Raw genomic sequence first — 15163 nt, 5'->3', positions numbered from 1 at the left:
CAGGTCGGCCGCCCCGGCAACGCACAGGTAGCGTTGCGACCACCATGGCCAATCGTCGCACTAAGACCTCGCCGCCCCCCTCCCAGCCCGCCGGCGGGCGCTACCGCCGTACCGGCTGGGCGTTCGTCGTGCTGGCGCTCGCCGTCGTAATCGGACTGCGCGAGTGGTTCGGCATCTCGGGCGCCGCCGGCGGCGTGCTGCACCACATCGCCGCCGGCCCCCTCGGGGTGCTCGGCATCATCGTGCCCGTGCTGCTGGCGGCTGCGGGTGTGGCCATGCTGCGCGCCCGCGCTCTGGGCACCACCCACGTGCGAGTGGGGGTCGGCTGCCTCGGGGCGCTCACCGGCGTGGTCGGCATCATCCACGTCTCCTCCGGCAACCCCGACCTCGATCACGGCATCGCCCCGCTCGAAGAGGCCGGAGGGCTGCTCGGCTGGGTGGTCGGCTACCCGCTGGCCACCCTGTTCAGCGCCATCGGCGCCGTCATCCTGTTCATCCTGCTGATCGCCTTCTCCGCCCTGGTCATCTCCGGGAAGACGGTGGCGGAGATACGCGAGCGCCTGGCGGAGCGGCGCGGCGACGCCCCCGACGATGCCGCGCCCAACCTCGCCACCCGCACCCTCAGCCGCGTGCGCAATGCCGTGTCCGGCCCGGACGACGCCGACGCCGCCCCGACCACCAGGCTTGAGGCCTACGACGGCGACGAGCCCTTCCGCAGCGCCATCGAAACCGACAAGCGCCCCCGCGGCAGCGGTCGCCGCAAGCGCACCAGGCCCCGAGCCGAGGCTGCCCCCGCCAACGACGCCGTCGTGCCCGGCGACGCCGCCACCGGCGTCCTGCCCGACCCGCCGGTCGACGTCCCCCTGGACGATGCCGACGCCGTACCCGCTGTGCCCGCGCGCCCGAGCAAGGCCGCCAAGGGCGGCAAGGGCGGCAAGGGCGGCAGGGCGAACAGGGGCAAGACCGGCCCCGTCCCCCGGTCCGAGCCCGACGCCGTCACCCAGGAGACCCCCGCCGTCGACGACGCGCAGGACTTCGCCGACGCGATCGCCCTGGGGCAGATGCAGCTGCCGGACGGCTCCACCTACCGCCTGCCGGAGGACTCCCTGCTTGAGCCCGGTCACGGCCACGCCACCCGCACCGAGGCCAACGACGCCATCGTCAACCGGCTCCAGGACGTGTTCACCGAGTTCGGCGTGGACGCCACCGTGACCGGCTACACGCGCGGCCCCCAGGTCACCCGCTACGAGGTCCACCTGGGCAGGGGCGTGAACGTCTCGCGGGTGACCAGCCAGGCGAAGAACATCGCCTACGCGGTCGGCTCGGACGAGATCCGCCTGCTCACCCCGATTCCCGGCAAGAGCGCCATCGGTGTGGAGATCCCCAACTCCGACCGGGAGATGGTCAAGCTCGGCGACGTGCTGCGCTCCCAGGCCGCCAAGAAGCAGACGCACCCGCTGGTGGTGGGCCTGGGCAAGGACGTCGAGGGCGACTACGTGGTCACCAACCTGGCCAAGACCCCCCACCTGCTGGTGGCCGGGCAGACCGGCTCCGGAAAGTCCTCCTTCGTCAACTCCATGATCACCTCGATCATGATGCGGGCCACCCCCGAGGAGGTCCGCATGGTGCTGGTGGACCCCAAGCGTGTGGAGCTGACCATCTACGAGGGCATCCCGCACCTGATCACCCCCATCATCACCTCCCCGAAGAAGGCCGCCGAGGCCCTGGAGTGGGTGGTGCGGGAGATGGACGCCCGCTACGACGACCTGGCCTCCTTCGGCTTCAAGCACATCGACGACTTCAACAAGGCGGTCCGTGCCGGCGAGGTGCAGCCCCTGCCCGGGTCCCAGCGCGTGATCGCCCCCTACCCCTACCTGCTGGTGGTGGTTGATGAGCTGGCCGACCTGATGATGACGGCGCCCAAGGACGTCGAGGCCTCCATCCAGCGCATCACCCAGCTCGCCCGCGCCGCCGGCATCCACCTGGTGCTGGCCACCCAGCGGCCGGTCGCCCAGGTGGTCACCGGGTTGATCAAGTCCAACGTGCCCTCCCGCCTGGCCTTCGCCACCGCCTCCCAGCTCGACTCGCGCGTCATCCTGGACCAGAACGGCGCCGAGACCCTCACCGGCCAGGGCGACGCCCTCTACCTCGGGCCCGGGGCCTCCGCCCCCGTGCGCGTGCAGGGCTCCTGGGTCACCGAGTCGGAGATCCGTGCCGTCGTGGACCACGTCAAGGGGCAGCTGCAGCCCGACTACCGCGAGGACGTGATCGTCCCCGAGGTCAAGAAGCAGATCGATGAGGAGATCGGCGACGACATGGACCTGCTGCTGCAGGCCGCCGAGCTGATCATCACCAGCCAGTTCGGCTCCACCTCCATGCTTCAGCGCAAGCTGCGGGTCGGCTTCGCCAAGGCGGGAAGGCTGATGGACCTGCTGGAGACGCGCGAGGTCGTGGGCCCATCCGAGGGCTCCAAGGCCCGCGAGGTTCTGGTCCAGCCCGAGCAGCTGGAGGAGACCCTCGCCTGGATCAAGGGGGAGGGATCCGCCCCCGGCGGCGACGAGGCTCCCGAGGACGTCCCGGAGGCAGCTGCCACACCCGACGCCGCCACGGCGACGCTCCCGGCGGACCGTTACGGGGCCGACCCGCTCGAGGCCGACCGCGGTATCGGCGAGTCGGAGTCCTGGGACGACCTGGCGGCCGAGGAGGACTCCGAGGACGCCTGGAGCCTCACCGGCCGCGGCGCCTCCTGGTGAGATCCGTGCGTGTCGCAGCCGGGCGGTGCGCGCATTGATGTGCGGCGGCCTCAGGACCGCGGCAGGGGCACCGGCGGCTCGCCGCTGGGCACCGGGATCGTGTCGGAGTAGGTCTCATTGTTGACGGTGTCCATGACGGCCCGCCAGCGCCGGTCTATCTCCTCGGCGCTGAGCGTGCAGCCCGCATCGATCTCGCCCCGCTGGGCCGCCGCCAGGTCGACGAGCCGGTGTCCCCCGAGGTTGTCCACGGTGAAGGGATGCCAGTTGAGTGCCTCGACGCGGGCCTCCTGGGTGCCGTCGGCGTCGGTGGAGACGACCACATCCGCCCATACGAACAGGCCCACGCCGGCCAGGACGGTGCCCTGGGCCTCGGACTGGTTGGACAAGTAGTTTCCGGCTGAGTAGGACACCCACATGCCCTTGCCGCCGGGGCCGCCCGGGAGGAGCTCATTGGTCTGCGGCACATGAGGGTGGGCGCCGAAGAGCAGGTCCACCTCCCCGGTGGCGGCAACGGCCCGGGCGTACTCGGTCTGCGCGGTCACCGGCTCGAGCAGGTACTCCTCGCCGATCTGCGTATGGAGGACGACGACGGCGGCGCCCTGCCGGCGTGCCGCCCTCGCCCGGGCGGCGACGGCGTCGACGTCATTGAGGTCCACCGCCCAGGCGGGATCCGCGGTGAAGCCGTTGAGTCCGTAAGTCGTCGAGAGCTCGGCGACCGTGATCGTCACCCCGTTTCGGGCGATCTTGTAGAGCTGGTAGCCGGTGGCGGCCTCCGCCTCCGTCCGGTTGGTGCCGACGTAGCCCATGCCGTTGTCCTCAAGCGTGTCTGCCGTCGTCACAACCCCGGCGAAGCCCTGATCCCAGGCGTGGTTCGAGGCGGTGGCACAGCCGTCCCAGCCGGAGGCCGATAGTGCTGAGACCACTGTCGGCAGGGTGGCGAACACCGGGTAGCCGGAAGCGACGCCGGTGGGGGAGACCGGCACCTCCATGCCGCACAGGGCCAGGTCCACGCCGGCTGACCAAGGGGTGGCGGCGGCGACGAGCGGGGCGATGTCGCCCTGCCCTCCGGTCGTGTCCGCTATGACCGGCATGTGGGTGAGGACGTCACCGGCATAGCCGATGGTCAGGTGGATGTCCGGTGGTCGCGTAGGGCTCGGCGCCGTCGAGGTCGAGGAGAGGCCCGGTGTCCATGTGCTCGGCTGAGATGGCGACGAGGTAGGTCCGTGGAGCAACTGGAGCGACTGCGTCAGTGCCACTGCGAGCCCGGCGATGGCGAGGACGACCGGGAGCGGGCGCACAGCCGGTCGTCTGGCCGTACGTTCACGACGTCGTGACACATGCATGATTCTACGCGTGCACCTGCCGGCGTACCGACTGCATGAGCGGCCCCGGGCGAACTAAGCTGACTGTGATGAACACGAAGACTCCCATTCCGCCGGAGCGAAGTGCTCCGCTGCTCAACGTCGCCAACGCGCTCACTGTGCTGCGGCTGATCCTGGTCCCCGTCTTCGTCTGGCTCATGCTTCAGCCCGGAGATCCGATTCGGCTGGTGGCGACGGCGGTGTTCATCGTGGCGGCCATCACCGACCGCCTGGACGGCCAGCTGGCTCGCTCTCGGAACCTGATCACCAGCTTCGGGAAGATCGCCGACCCCATCGCCGACAAGGCGCTGACCCTGTCCGCCTTCATCCTGCTTTCCGTGGACGGGCGCCTGTGGTGGTGGGTGACGATCGTCATTATCGCACGCGAGCTGGGCATCACACTGCTGCGCTTCATCATGCTGCGCCGCGCCGTCATGGCGGCCTCCCGCGGCGGCAAGCTCAAGACCACCCTGCAGATGATCGGAATCATCGGCCTGCTCACCCCCTGGGCGCTGTTCCTGCCGGATGCGCTCGCCACCGTGCTGACCGCCCTCGCCTACGCCGCGATCGGCGCCGCGCTGGTGGTCACCGTTGTCACCGGGGTGGACTACGTGCTCCAGGCCCGGCGCATCGCCCGCGCGGAGGAGGCCGCATGACGTCGGCATCCCCGGCCTCCGGCCCGGCTCCCCGGGAGGCGGCTCCGGAGGGAGGGCGTGAGACCCTCGTGGAGGCGGCCCGCTTCCTGCTGGCCAAGGCGGAGGAACGCGGTCTGACCCTGGCCGTCGCCGAGTCGCTCACCGGTGGTGAGGTCACCTCCACGCTGGTAAGCGTGCCCGGGGCGTCCGCCGTCGTCGTCGGCGGGGTCGTCGCCTACGCCACTCGGATCAAGGCGGAGGTCCTCGGCGTCGATCCGGAGCGCCTGGCCCTGACCGGTCCGGTGGACGGCGAGGTCGCCGAGCAGATGGCGGCCGGCGTGAGTCGGCTCATGGGGGCGGATCTCGGCCTGGCCACCACCGGGGTGGCCGGGCCCGGCGCTGCCGACGGACACCCGGCCGGCACCGTGCATGTGGCTGTCGCCTCACCCTGGGGCGCTTTATCCCGTGAGCTGCGCCTGTCCGGCGATCGGGAGGCGGTTCGCGACGGCGCCACCACGGCGGTGCTGGCACTGGCCGGCGCCTTGCTCGAGACGGCCCCGGATCGCGGCGCCGAGGCCGCGTCGGGGCCAGACTGACCCGGGCGGCCGAGTCGAGCCGGCGACGAACCACCGACCCGGATCACCTGGATAACACTGACGCGGCCTCCAGGTTCCTCCCAGATTCCTCGGAGAGGATCTAGACATCGCCACCGGGGGAGGACCCGCCGGAGGCGGGAATGAAACCGCCACATGAATGGTTGTGCCCCACGATGAACAACGTGACTCACCCCCGCACCAACCGCCCTGCGCGTCCGGTTGGCCGCGCACCGATGCGGCAAGCCTCCGCGGCGGGGCACGGCGCCGTCGTGGACAACACGACGAACAAGCATGACAACATCCTTCTGCGCCGCGAGATCGGCGAGGTGCTTCGCTCGGTGCGCCAGCACCAGGGCCGTACCCTGCGCGAGGTCTCCAGTCAGGCCCGCGTCTCCCTCGGCTACCTCTCCGAGGTGGAACGCGGTCAGAAGGAGGCCTCCTCCGAGCTGCTGGCCTCGATCTGCCAGGCCCTCGACGCTCCCCTTTCCGCGGTGCTGCGCGAGGTCTCCGACCGCATCGCCGTCGCCGAGGGCGTGGCCGTGCCCGACACCGTTCCCGACGAGCTCGTCCGCCAGCAGGGCATGACGCTGCGCTGAGGCGGCTCAAGGGGTCATAACCACCTGTGCCCGGTCGTGGCCGCTGCGGCGGTCAGCGGCCGGGCACAGCTGCGTGCGGACCCGGTGATGCGCCATACTGCCGACGGCGATCCGCACGGGCGGACGGGTGGTCCGCGCCCGGTCCGGAACCAGTGCGTGATCCGCCTCGGCAAGCGCCGGGTTCCAACAGTCCATACGCATCTGAGCGAAGGCAGGCATGAAGCACTCCGAGTTCTGGCGCGCCGTCGACGCCGTGTTCGGCTCCGCCTATGGGCGCTCGCTGGCCCAGGACCTGGTCCTGACCGGCATCGGGCGCACCAGCGTCGAGGCCCTCGAGACGGGTGTCCCGCCGCGTGACGTCTGGCACGCCCTGTGCGACGACACCGAAAGGACCGAGGCGGAACGCTGGGTGTTCCGCGATGACCCGCGCCGCCGCGACACGCGGTGAGCGCCTCCGGTATTCGAACAGTTGTTCGCCTACTGTTGTCCACAGGCGACGTTCACGCGCCCCGCCTCCACAGGGACGGCGGAGGGCGGGTGATTCATGTCAGTGGTCCGGCATAACGTCGTTCACAAGCCCCGGAGAGGGGCCGCGTAACCAGGACCAGCCGTATCCGCCGCGGCGGCGAGCCGCACGAGAACAGAGGAATACCAATGCCCGCTGCAACCCAGACGCAGGACCGCTCCAAGGCCCTGGCCACCGCCCTCGCCCAGATCGACAAGTCCTTCGGCAAGGGCTCCGTAATGCGCCTCGGCGACGACACCCGGCCGCCCGTGGCCGTGATCCCCACCGGGTCCGTCGCACTCGACGTCGCCCTGGGCATTGGGGGCCTGCCCCGCGGCCGCGTCGTCGAGATCTACGGCCCGGAGTCCTCCGGCAAGACCACGGTGGCGCTGCACGCCGTCGCCAACGCCCAGAAGGCCGGCGGCAATGCCGCCTTCATCGACGCCGAGCACGCCCTGGACCCGGTCTACGCCAAGGCCCTCGGCGTAGACACCGACAACCTGCTGGTCTCCCAGCCGGACACGGGCGAGCAGGCCCTGGAGATCGCGGACATGCTCATCCGCTCCGGCGGGCTGGACATCATCGTCATCGACTCCGTCGCCGCCCTCGTGCCCAAGGCCGAGATCGAGGGGGAGATGGGCGATTCTCACGTGGGTCTGCAGGCGCGGCTGATGAGCCAGGCGCTGCGCAAGATCACCGGCGCCCTGTCCGCCACCGGCACCACCGCCATCTTCATCAACCAGCTGCGGGAGAAGATCGGCGTCTTCTTCGGCAACCCCGAGACCACCACCGGTGGCAAGGCCCTGAAGTTCTACGCCTCCGTGCGCATCGACGTACGCCGCATCCAGACCCTCAAGGACGGCGACCAGCCCGTCGGCAACCGCACCCGCGCCAAGGTCGTCAAGAACAAGATGGCGCCGCCCTTCAAGCAGGCCGAGTTCGACATCCTCTACGGCCAGGGCATCTCCCGCGAGGGCGGGCTCCTCGACCTGGGTGTGGAGAACGGCATTGTGCGCAAGTCCGGCGCCTGGTTCACCTACGGCACCGACCAGCTCGGCCAGGGCAAGGAGAACGCCCGCACCTTCCTCAAGGACAACCCCGAGCTCGCCGAGGAGATCGAGTACAAGATCCTCGCCGCCCTCGGCATCGGTGAGCCCGGACGCCAGGCCCGGGAGGCTGCGGAGCAGGAGGCGGCGGAAAGGGCGGCCGCTCAGGCCGCGGCGAAGGAGGGGACGTCCTCCACCGGGAAGGGCGCCGCGGCTTCGGCCTCCAAGCCCGGCGGGCGTAAGAAGAAGGCGTCCGCGGCGGACGAGGCCGATGCCATGTTCGGTGAGGACGCCGGCGGCTTCTGATGCCCTGGCTGACTCCCGACGCTCACACCGAGCAGGTCGAGGCGGCGCGCGACGTCGTCCTGCGCCGCCTCGACCGCAGTGCCGCTCCACGTGCGGCACTGGCCCAGCTGCTGGAGCGCAAGCAGACCGATCCCGCCGTCGCCCAGGAGGTCCTGGATCGCCTCGAGGCGGCCGGGGTGATCGACGACGCCGCCTACGCCGCCCGCCTGGCGCGCACCCGCTTCGCGGAGAAGGGCGCCGCCCGGCGCGCCATCGCGGACGAGCTGCGCCGCAAGGGGGTGGGGGAGGGGCACATCCGCACGGCCCTGGAGCAGATCGACGGTGAGGACGAGGCCGCGGCCGCCCTCGCCCTGGCCCGCAAGCGCCTGGCCGCCAGCCGCGGCCTGGAGCCGGCCGTGCGCCGCCGCCGCGCCCTGGCGGCGCTGGGCCGCAAGGGCTACTCGGCGGACGTTGCTGCCGACGCCGTCGAGCGGGCACTGGCGGAGGAGTAGCTCCGGCGTTTCCCCGCCGACGACGCACGTAGGCTGCGGCCCTGCCCGGTACCGACCGGGGCGCCTAGGTCCGGTTGTGTTGGAGCTTGGGCGGGGGTGCGCGGCCGGGTGTCTGTGCGCGTGGCCGTTGAGCCTGCCGGTTGGACCCCTGTGCCCCCGTTGGACCGCCGTAGCCGCCGGTTACAGCTGTCCATCGGGGCGTGAGCGGTCCATCGGGGCGTGAACGGTCCAACGGGGCGTAAGCGGTCCAACGGTGAGCGTGCTCCCGAAGGAGACTCTGCGTCCTCCACGGGCACACGCAGCCCACTCAAACTCAGGCCCGCAGCCACCAGCTGCGACCAACTCGCCATCCGCAACCAGACCACCACCCACAGCACCAGCACCGCCCCACCACCACGAACGACTCACGCAACACGACCTACCCCCTGGCGCCTAGCCCTGCCCGGCGGTGCTCGGCGGTCGACGTCACTGCTGCGCCGGCAGCAGATCGCGGTAGTCGTAGACGTCTACGAACGTGCTGTCGGAGCCGTCCACGATGCTGACGATGTGGTCCGCGTGCACCTCAACCGGGCCGAGGCTGTCCAGCTCCACCGCCTCTGAGCGGTCCGCCGGGACCAGCCATGTGCCGCGCACCTGCGCGTTGGACAGAGCTGATGTGAGCAGCAGGGCGCCGTCGGAGAACTCCCCGGCGATCTTGGCGTCCGGGGTGGGGGCGATATCTGCCAGGCACTCCACCGACTGGTCGGCGAGTGATACACGGGCGAGGCCCGTGTACAGGGCCGTGTCGGAGATTGTCGGGTACAGGTGGTTGTTGCCCAGCTCGCAGGCACTGGTGTCCACCGTGGTGACGCCTCCGGTCCCATCCACGAGCCACAGGTCCTCGTTGTGCTTCAGCCCCAGGTGTGTGGGGCCGGGGATGTACCGGATGGCGTCACTGTCGGCGGTCAGCAGCTCGGTGGAGCCGAGCTGCACGATGTTGTTGCTGTCGTCATTCTTGTCGACGAGCGTGAACAAAGGCACGCTGTTCCACTGGGATACGCCGCTCAATTGGAAATCGCCCTCAGCCGAGATCAGTTCGCCCCAGGCCGAGCCGCCCAAGGTGAGGTCGGCGTCGACATGCAGCACGCCGGAGGTCGTCGACTCGTCCTCCATGACGATGGCGCCCACGAAGTCCTCATTCGTGCGCACAGACGCCCCCGCAAGATCGAAGGCGCTGACCATCAGATCCTCAGAGACGGCCCTACCGGTCTCCACGTCCAGCCAGGTGACCTGATTCGCCATGGCGTCGGTGTTCCTCAGGATGATGGCGCCGTCCTCACTCGGCGCGTCCGGGCCGGAGAACCACACCGAGACGACGCCGATCGCCGGGTCCAGGCTCAACTGTGCCTGCATGTCGGCGGCGCCATCGGGTACCGGAACCGTGGCCGACCAAGCCTCGGTGCCGTCCCACAGGGCGCGGCGGACCGTCAAGTCCGCGGATTCGTCAACACGCGGCTGGATGAAGGTGACGCCGAGCTCGTCGGTGCGCACCGTGCCCGCCTCGGCCTTGATGCTGAGGGTGGTGGCGGTCAGGCCGATCGCCCCGTAATTCGAGTTGCCCACCAGGGGGGTCTGCGTGCCGTAGGTGGAACGACTCGGCGACGCGGCGGCGGAGGCCTCGGCGTCCGTCCCTGTGGGGGAGGAGCAGGCGGTTGCGGCGGCCAGGGTGGCGGCGGTGAGCAGCACAGCCGTGCGGCGGGGGAGGGTACGAAACAGCATTTCTTTATAACCTTGGGTCAAGGAATGGGACAAAGACCAGTCTAGGTGGGAGCGCGCCTGTCGTGGCAAGGCCTGCACACGGGCCCCGGTGCAGGTGCGGTGGCTGGCGCTGCGGCTTCTCGCTGGCGTCGGCTGCGGCGTGCCGGCGCGGGGATGTGAGGCGAATCATGGGAGGTGGCGCAGGCGCCGCTTCCCTCTTACGTAAGGCAACCCTTACATTTCTCCTATGAGACGTCCTGTCGCCATCGCACTGGGCACCGTGGGCCTCGCCGCTGCTGGCGCCGCGCTCGCCCTTTCCGCCCGTCCGGCCCGCCCGCACGTGCCCGCCGTCGCCGTCGGCCCCGACCGCCACCGGCCGCCGCGCGTGGTCATAGCCGGGGGCGGCTACGTCGGCTTCACCACTGCCAGGGAGCTGCGGAGGCGGCTGAACACCGACGAGGTGGAGATCGCCGTCGTCGACCCGCGGCCGTACATGACCTACCAGCCATTCCTCCCGGAGGTGGCCGCCGGCTCCATCCAGCCCCGGCACGTCGTGGCCCCACACCGGCGCAGCCTGGACGGCATCACCATCATCACCGGCTCGGTCGCCGGCATCGATCACGCCGGCCGCACCATCACCATCACGCCCCCGGTGCCCGAGTCCACGCTAGTGGCCCCCGAGCCGTACCCGCTCGCCTATGACCAGCTGGTGCTGGCCCTCGGCGCCGAGGCCCGTACCCTGCCCATCCCCGGGCTGGCCGAGCAGGCCCTCGGCTTCAAGCAGGTGGAGGAGGCCCTTGCCCTGCGCAACCGGGTGCTCTCCCGCATCGAGGACGCCGCCTCCACCTGGGACCACGCCCGACGCCGCCGCCTGCTCACCTTCGTGTTCGTGGGCGGCGGATTCGCCGGCGTCGAGGCGATCGCCGAGCTGGAGGACATGGCGCGTGCCGCCGTCGCCAAGATCCCCAGCATCGAGCAGGAGGACGTGCACTTCGTGCTGGTGGAGGGCACCCGGCGCATCCTGCCGGAGCTCACCGAGGAGCTGTCCGGCTACGGCCTCCAGCAGCTGCGCGAGCGTGACATCGACGTGCGCCTGTCCACCTTCCTGAACTCCTGCGTGGACGGGCACGTGGTCCTGTCCGACGGCAGCGAGTTCGACGCCGACACCATCGTGTGGACCGCCGGGGTCAAGGCCGCGCCGGTGCTGGCCGACTCCGACCTGCCGATTGATGCTCGCGGCCGCGTCACCGCCCGGCCCACGCTGCAGGTGGCTCGTGACGGCGTCGTCGTGGACGGCGCCTGGGCCGCCGGAGACTGCGCCGCCGTACCGGACCTGACCAGTGCCGACCCGGAGGCCACCTGCGCCCCCACCGCGCAGCACGCCGTTCGGCAGGCGAAGGTACTGGCCGGCAACCTGGTTGCGGCGCTGACGGCGGAGTCCGGCGAGAGCCCGCAGCTGTCCTCCTACCGGCACGAGAACCTCGGCACGGTCGCCTCCCTGGGAATCGGCAAGGGAGTGGCCCGCATTATGGGCCACAACCTGCGCGGATTCATGGCGTGGACCGCGCATCGCGGCTATCACGTCTACGCCATGCCGACCCTGAACCGGAAGGTGCGCATCATGATGGACTGGTTCGCCGCCGTCGTCTTCCGCCGCGACCTGGCCAGCTTCGGCTCGGTGGCCGCACCGGGAGCGGCATTCGCCGCCGCCGCGGAGCACGATGCCCGCCTCGCCCAGCGACGTCGCTGAGCCGTCCGCCGCACCGGAATGGGCGGCCGGGTGCCCGCCGTGCGCCCCAGGTCCACAGCCCGGACGTCGATCCGGGTGCCCGACGGGCCTACACTGCCCGCGATGACTACGACCGCCACGCCTACCAGCATCGCATCCCCGAACGAGCGGACACGGGGCGCGGGCCTGCCCCGCACCTACCACGTGCGCACCCTTGGCTGCCAGATGAACGTCCACGACTCCGAGCACATGGCCGGCCTGCTGGAGCAGGCAGGCTACCGCCGCGCCGAGGACGTTCCCGAGGTCGCGGCGCGCGCCACGGCCGCCGGCGACGGCGGTGCGGATGTCGTCATCATCAACACCTGCTCCGTGCGGGAGAACGCCGCTACGCGCCTGTTCGGCAACCTCGGCCAGCTCGCCGCCGTCAAGCGGGAGCGCCCGGGCATGCAGATCGCCGTGGCCGGCTGCCTGGCCCAGCAGATGGGGGAGGGGATCGTCGAGCGGGCCCCGTGGGTCGACGTCGTCTTCGGCACCCACAACATCGACGTGCTGCCCGCACTGCTGGACCGCTCCCGCCACAACCGGGAAGCTGCCGTGGAGATCGAGGAGTCCCTGAAGGTCTTCCCCTCCACGCTGCCCACTCGGCGCGAGTCCCCCTACGCCGCCTGGGTGTCCATCGCGGTGGGCTGCAACAACACCTGTACCTTCTGCATCGTGCCCTCCCTGCGCGGCAAGCAGCGCGACCGGCGCCCCGGTGACATCCTGGCCGAGATCCAGGCCGTGGCTGCCCAGGGTGCCATTGAGGTCACCCTGCTCGGGCAGAACGTCAACTCCTACGGTGTCGGCTTCGGCGAGCGCGGCGCCTTCGCCGGCCTGCTGCGCGCCGCCGGGAGGGTGGAGGGTATCGAGCGGGTGCGCTTCACCAGCCCCCACCCGGCGGCCTTCACCGACGACGTCATTGACGCCATGGCCGAGACGCCCGCAGTCATGCCCAGCCTGCACATGCCGCTGCAGTCCGGGGCGGACCGGGTCCTGCGGGCCATGCGGCGCTCCTACCGCACCAAGCGGTTCTTGAGCATTCTCGAGCGCGTGCGCGACCGGATGCCGCAGGCCGCGATCACCACCGACCTGATCGTCGGCTTCCCCGGGGAGACCGAGGCGGACTTCCAGGCCACCCTTGACGTAGTCGAGCAGGCCCGCTTCGCCTCCGCCTTCACCTTCGAGTTCTCCCCGCGCCCGGGCACCCCGGCTGCGGGCATGCCCGACCAGGTGCCCGCGGAGGTGGTCAAGGAGCGCTACGCCCGGCTGGATGAGCTCGTCCGCCGTATCACCCAGGAGGAGAACGAGCGCCAGGAGGGACGCGTCGTCGAGATCCTCGTGGCCGAGGGCGAGGGGCGCCGCGACCAGGCCACGGCGCGCATCTCCGGGCGCGCCGATGACAACCGCCTGGTGCATGCCGCCCTGCCCGTGGGACTGGCGGCGGATGACTACGCCGCCGGGGCTCCGCGGCCCGGGGACATGCTCACCGTACGCGTTACGCACGGCGCCCCCCACAACCTCATTGCCGACTCTGCCCGCTGCGGTGCCGGAGCTGGCGGGACGCTTGCGGATGGTGCGGGGCTAAGCGCCGGGGACCGCATCTGGCTGGACGACGGCCCCGCCCTGTTCGAGGTGCGGCGCACCCGGGCCGGGGACGCCTGGGAGCGGCGGCGCCGCGAGGCCCGCGCGGAGCTCGAGCCGGACGCGGCGCCCGTGGCCATCGGCATGCCGACGATCCGTCCCGGGGCGCACGGGACGCGCTAGGCCGCCTGCGCCGCTTCACGACCAGGAATGGTGATGCCTTGAGAGCGCGCACCGTGCGCGGCTTGAGTTGATGGGCGGGCCTGCGGGAGTTGACGCGCTCGCGGTGTACTGACACACTGAGTGTATTGATACACCGAGTAGGAGGTCGAGATGTCGGCATTCGTCATATGGGTGCTCGTCGCCGCCGTCGTATTCCAGCTGCCCGCCGCGAGCGCGCTCCGGGACGGCCCCGGCTCTGGCCGGGATCAACGCACCGAGGACTACCTAGCCGGACAGGGGCTCGCGCTGCCGCCCGACCTTCGGCAGCAGGTGCTCTCGCGCCTGCGTCTGCGGTCGCGTGCCGCCATCGCCTGGGGCTGGGGCGGCTGGGCGGCGGGCGTCGCGATGGCCGTGGCGGCGCAGGCGGTCGGTGCCGCCCACGTCGTGCCGCTGATCACGCTCCTGGCGACTGCGCTTGGACATGCGACCGGCGCGATCGTCGGCCTTATGCGGGAGGTGGCCGATCCCCTCCCCACCGCACCCCGGGTGGCGCGCGCCCGGGCCACGACCTGGAGGGAGTACTGCGATCGCTGGGACCGTCGTGCGGCGCTCCTGTCGGTCCTGGCCACCGCCATCGCCTGCATCGCCGCCCTGGGGGTGTGGGCGCTGACCCCGCTGCGCCCGGACGGCGGGTGGCTGGTGCCCGCGGCAGTCATCGCCGCAGGGGTGTGCGTGGGCGTGGCGGAGATCCTCTGCCTGCGGCTCGCAGTGGTCCTGGCCGATCGTCCCCAGCGAGCCCACAGCGACCTCGAGCTAGCCTGGGATGATGCACTGCGCTCGGGCGCCGTCAGGGGAGTGCTTGACGTGGTCGTCGGCACCGGTCTCCTGGCGACCCTGGTTGTCCTCGGGACCTCCGCCACCTGGCTGATCGCCCCGGAGGTGCGCGCCCGGGGGATGGAGCTGACCGCGCTCCTGGGGCTTGCCGCCCTGCTCGTGGGGCTCGTGTGCTGGGCGGTGATCCTCGTGCCGTGGCGGCGTGGGCGGCGAGTGCGCAACCCCTCCCTGGGGCTGTGGCGCGACCATGACCTCTCGGCGTCGGCGCAGGGGGGCCGGGCGTGCTGACCGTCGACGCCTCCGATCAGACGCCCCCCTTCGAGCAGATCCGGGACCAGTTGAGGGCGCAGATCGTTGCGGGGGACCTCGACGTCGGGGCGAGACTGCCCTCGGTACGTCGGCTCGCGGCGGACCTCGGGGTCGCTCCGGGGACCGTCGCCCGAGCCTACCGAGAGCTCGAGCAGGCCGGCCTGGTCCGCACCAACCGGCGCACCGGCACGATCGTCGCACCGCTCGCGCCCGCGGGCGGGCGCAGCGCCGCTGAGCTGGCGGCCTACTGCGTCACCGGTATGCGTGGACTCGGGCTCACTGACGAGCAGATCGTGGCAGCTGTGCAGGACTGCCTGCTGCACGATCCTCGGCCATCGGCGGACCTGGGGACGTAACTTCGACCGACGTCTCCTTCGCGGGCCACGCCTCGACCGGCACCTCCAAGGCCTCGGCCGTCTTCAACGACACCGTCGACGCCATTGCCGCGCAGGCCGCCGACGCCGCCACCGCTGCCTGACTGCT

General features: G+C 71.1%; 13 protein-coding genes. 11 read left to right on the top strand and 2 right to left on the bottom strand.

The genetic code is table 11. The annotated features are described in order from the left end of the window. The first annotated feature begins 44 nt into the window (after nt 1-44). Nucleotides 45-2753, top strand: a complete 2709-nt coding sequence (locus tag BLR49_RS01030) for an FtsK/SpoIIIE family DNA translocase (protein WP_092532092.1) — start codon at nt 45-47, stop codon at nt 2751-2753. Nucleotides 2754-2803: 50 nt separating this feature from the next. Here BLR49_RS01030 and BLR49_RS01025 read toward each other — a convergent pair whose 3' ends face one another. Further along, the gene (locus BLR49_RS01025; protein WP_092532089.1) at nt 2804-4096 is read right to left on the bottom strand and encodes a CapA family protein; all 1293 of its coding nucleotides are present in this window, start codon (nt 4094-4096) and stop codon (nt 2804-2806) included. Nucleotides 4097-4164: 68 nt separating this feature from the next. Here BLR49_RS01025 and pgsA point away from each other — a divergent pair, with 68 nt between their 5' ends. The 6 genes from pgsA (at nt 4165) to BLR49_RS00990 (ending at nt 8289) form a co-directional block, all read left to right on the top strand. Then, nucleotides 4165-4770, top strand: a complete 606-nt coding sequence (gene pgsA / locus BLR49_RS01020; RefSeq protein ID WP_176765720.1) for a CDP-diacylglycerol--glycerol-3-phosphate 3-phosphatidyltransferase — start codon at nt 4165-4167, stop codon at nt 4768-4770. Continuing rightward, entirely contained in the window at nt 4767-5345 is a 579-nt protein-coding gene (locus tag BLR49_RS01015; RefSeq protein WP_092532084.1) for a CinA family protein, read from the top strand. Before pgsA ends, BLR49_RS01015 begins: the two co-directional genes overlap by 4 nt. A 173-nt stretch (nt 5346-5518) precedes the next feature. After that, nucleotides 5519-5941 (top strand): helix-turn-helix domain-containing protein, encoded by a 423-nt coding sequence (locus BLR49_RS01010; protein ID WP_176760792.1) that lies wholly within the window; start codon nt 5519-5521, stop codon nt 5939-5941. Nucleotides 5942-6158: 217 nt separating this feature from the next. After that, nucleotides 6159-6389, top strand: a complete 231-nt coding sequence (locus BLR49_RS01000; protein ID WP_092532078.1) for a DUF3046 domain-containing protein — start codon at nt 6159-6161, stop codon at nt 6387-6389. A 206-nt stretch (nt 6390-6595) separates the two neighbouring features. Then, on the top strand, nt 6596-7798 hold the full coding sequence (gene recA, locus BLR49_RS00995; protein WP_092532075.1) for a recombinase RecA: 1203 nt from the start codon (nt 6596-6598) through the stop codon (nt 7796-7798). Next, nucleotides 7798-8289, top strand: a complete 492-nt coding sequence (locus tag BLR49_RS00990) for a regulatory protein RecX (protein ID WP_092532072.1) — start codon at nt 7798-7800, stop codon at nt 8287-8289. Before recA ends, BLR49_RS00990 begins: the two co-directional genes overlap by 1 nt. 465 nt (nt 8290-8754) lie before the next feature. On the opposite strand, the gene BLR49_RS00985 is transcribed toward BLR49_RS00990, so the two are convergent. After that, nucleotides 8755-10047 (bottom strand): hypothetical protein, encoded by a 1293-nt coding sequence (locus tag BLR49_RS00985; protein WP_092532069.1) that lies wholly within the window; start codon nt 10045-10047, stop codon nt 8755-8757. A gap of 226 nt (nt 10048-10273) precedes the next feature. On the opposite strand from BLR49_RS00985, the gene BLR49_RS00980 reads away from it, so the two are divergent. From BLR49_RS00980 to BLR49_RS00965, 4 genes are all read left to right on the top strand, one after another. Then, nucleotides 10274-11776, top strand: a complete 1503-nt coding sequence (locus tag BLR49_RS00980) for an NAD(P)/FAD-dependent oxidoreductase (protein WP_092532066.1) — start codon at nt 10274-10276, stop codon at nt 11774-11776. A 102-nt stretch (nt 11777-11878) separates the two neighbouring features. Continuing rightward, a complete protein-coding gene (gene miaB, locus BLR49_RS00975; protein WP_092532063.1) occupies nt 11879-13558 on the top strand; it encodes a tRNA (N6-isopentenyl adenosine(37)-C2)-methylthiotransferase MiaB in 1680 nt (559 codons plus the stop codon). A 150-nt stretch (nt 13559-13708) separates the two neighbouring features. Further along, the gene (locus BLR49_RS00970; protein WP_092532060.1) at nt 13709-14659 is read left to right on the top strand and encodes a hypothetical protein; all 951 of its coding nucleotides are present in this window, start codon (nt 13709-13711) and stop codon (nt 14657-14659) included. Further along, nucleotides 14653-15036: a GntR family transcriptional regulator gene (locus tag BLR49_RS00965; RefSeq protein ID WP_092532057.1), complete on the top strand. Its 384-nt coding sequence runs from the start codon at nt 14653-14655 to the stop codon at nt 15034-15036. Before BLR49_RS00970 ends, BLR49_RS00965 begins: the two co-directional genes overlap by 7 nt. Nucleotides 15037-15163: the final 127 nt, after the last annotated feature.

The sequence above is a fragment of the Actinomyces ruminicola genome (assembly GCF_900103885.1).
Classification (GTDB): Bacteria; Actinomycetota; Actinomycetes; order Actinomycetales; family Actinomycetaceae; genus Actinomyces; species Actinomyces ruminicola.
Note: the sequence above shows the minus strand (reverse complement) of the source record. Positions and strands in the feature narration are given on the sequence as shown.

Bases quoted from the DNA above. Each gene is read 5' to 3' on its own strand.
- BLR49_RS00985 (WP_092532069.1), bottom strand. From the start codon at position 10,047: ATGCTGTTTCGTACCCTCCCCCGCCGCACGGCTGTGCTGCTCACCGCC.
- recA (WP_092532075.1), top strand. From the start codon at position 6,596: ATGCCCGCTGCAACCCAGACGCAGGACCGCTCCAAGGCCCTGGCCACC.
- BLR49_RS01025 (WP_092532089.1), bottom strand. From the start codon at position 4,096: ATGCATGTGTCACGACGTCGTGAACGTACGGCCAGACGACCGGCTGTG.
- BLR49_RS00980 (WP_092532066.1), top strand. From the start codon at position 10,274: ATGAGACGTCCTGTCGCCATCGCACTGGGCACCGTGGGCCTCGCCGCT.
- BLR49_RS00970 (WP_092532060.1), top strand. From the start codon at position 13,709: ATGTCGGCATTCGTCATATGGGTGCTCGTCGCCGCCGTCGTATTCCAG.
- BLR49_RS01015 (WP_092532084.1), top strand. From the start codon at position 4,767: ATGACGTCGGCATCCCCGGCCTCCGGCCCGGCTCCCCGGGAGGCGGCT.
- BLR49_RS01000 (WP_092532078.1), top strand. From the start codon at position 6,159: ATGAAGCACTCCGAGTTCTGGCGCGCCGTCGACGCCGTGTTCGGCTCC.
- BLR49_RS00990 (WP_092532072.1), top strand. From the start codon at position 7,798: ATGCCCTGGCTGACTCCCGACGCTCACACCGAGCAGGTCGAGGCGGCG.
- pgsA (WP_176765720.1), top strand. From the start codon at position 4,165: ATGAACACGAAGACTCCCATTCCGCCGGAGCGAAGTGCTCCGCTGCTC.
- BLR49_RS01010 (WP_176760792.1), top strand. From the start codon at position 5,519: ATGAACAACGTGACTCACCCCCGCACCAACCGCCCTGCGCGTCCGGTT.
- BLR49_RS01030 (WP_092532092.1), top strand. From the start codon at position 45: ATGGCCAATCGTCGCACTAAGACCTCGCCGCCCCCCTCCCAGCCCGCC.
- miaB (WP_092532063.1), top strand. From the start codon at position 11,879: ATGACTACGACCGCCACGCCTACCAGCATCGCATCCCCGAACGAGCGG.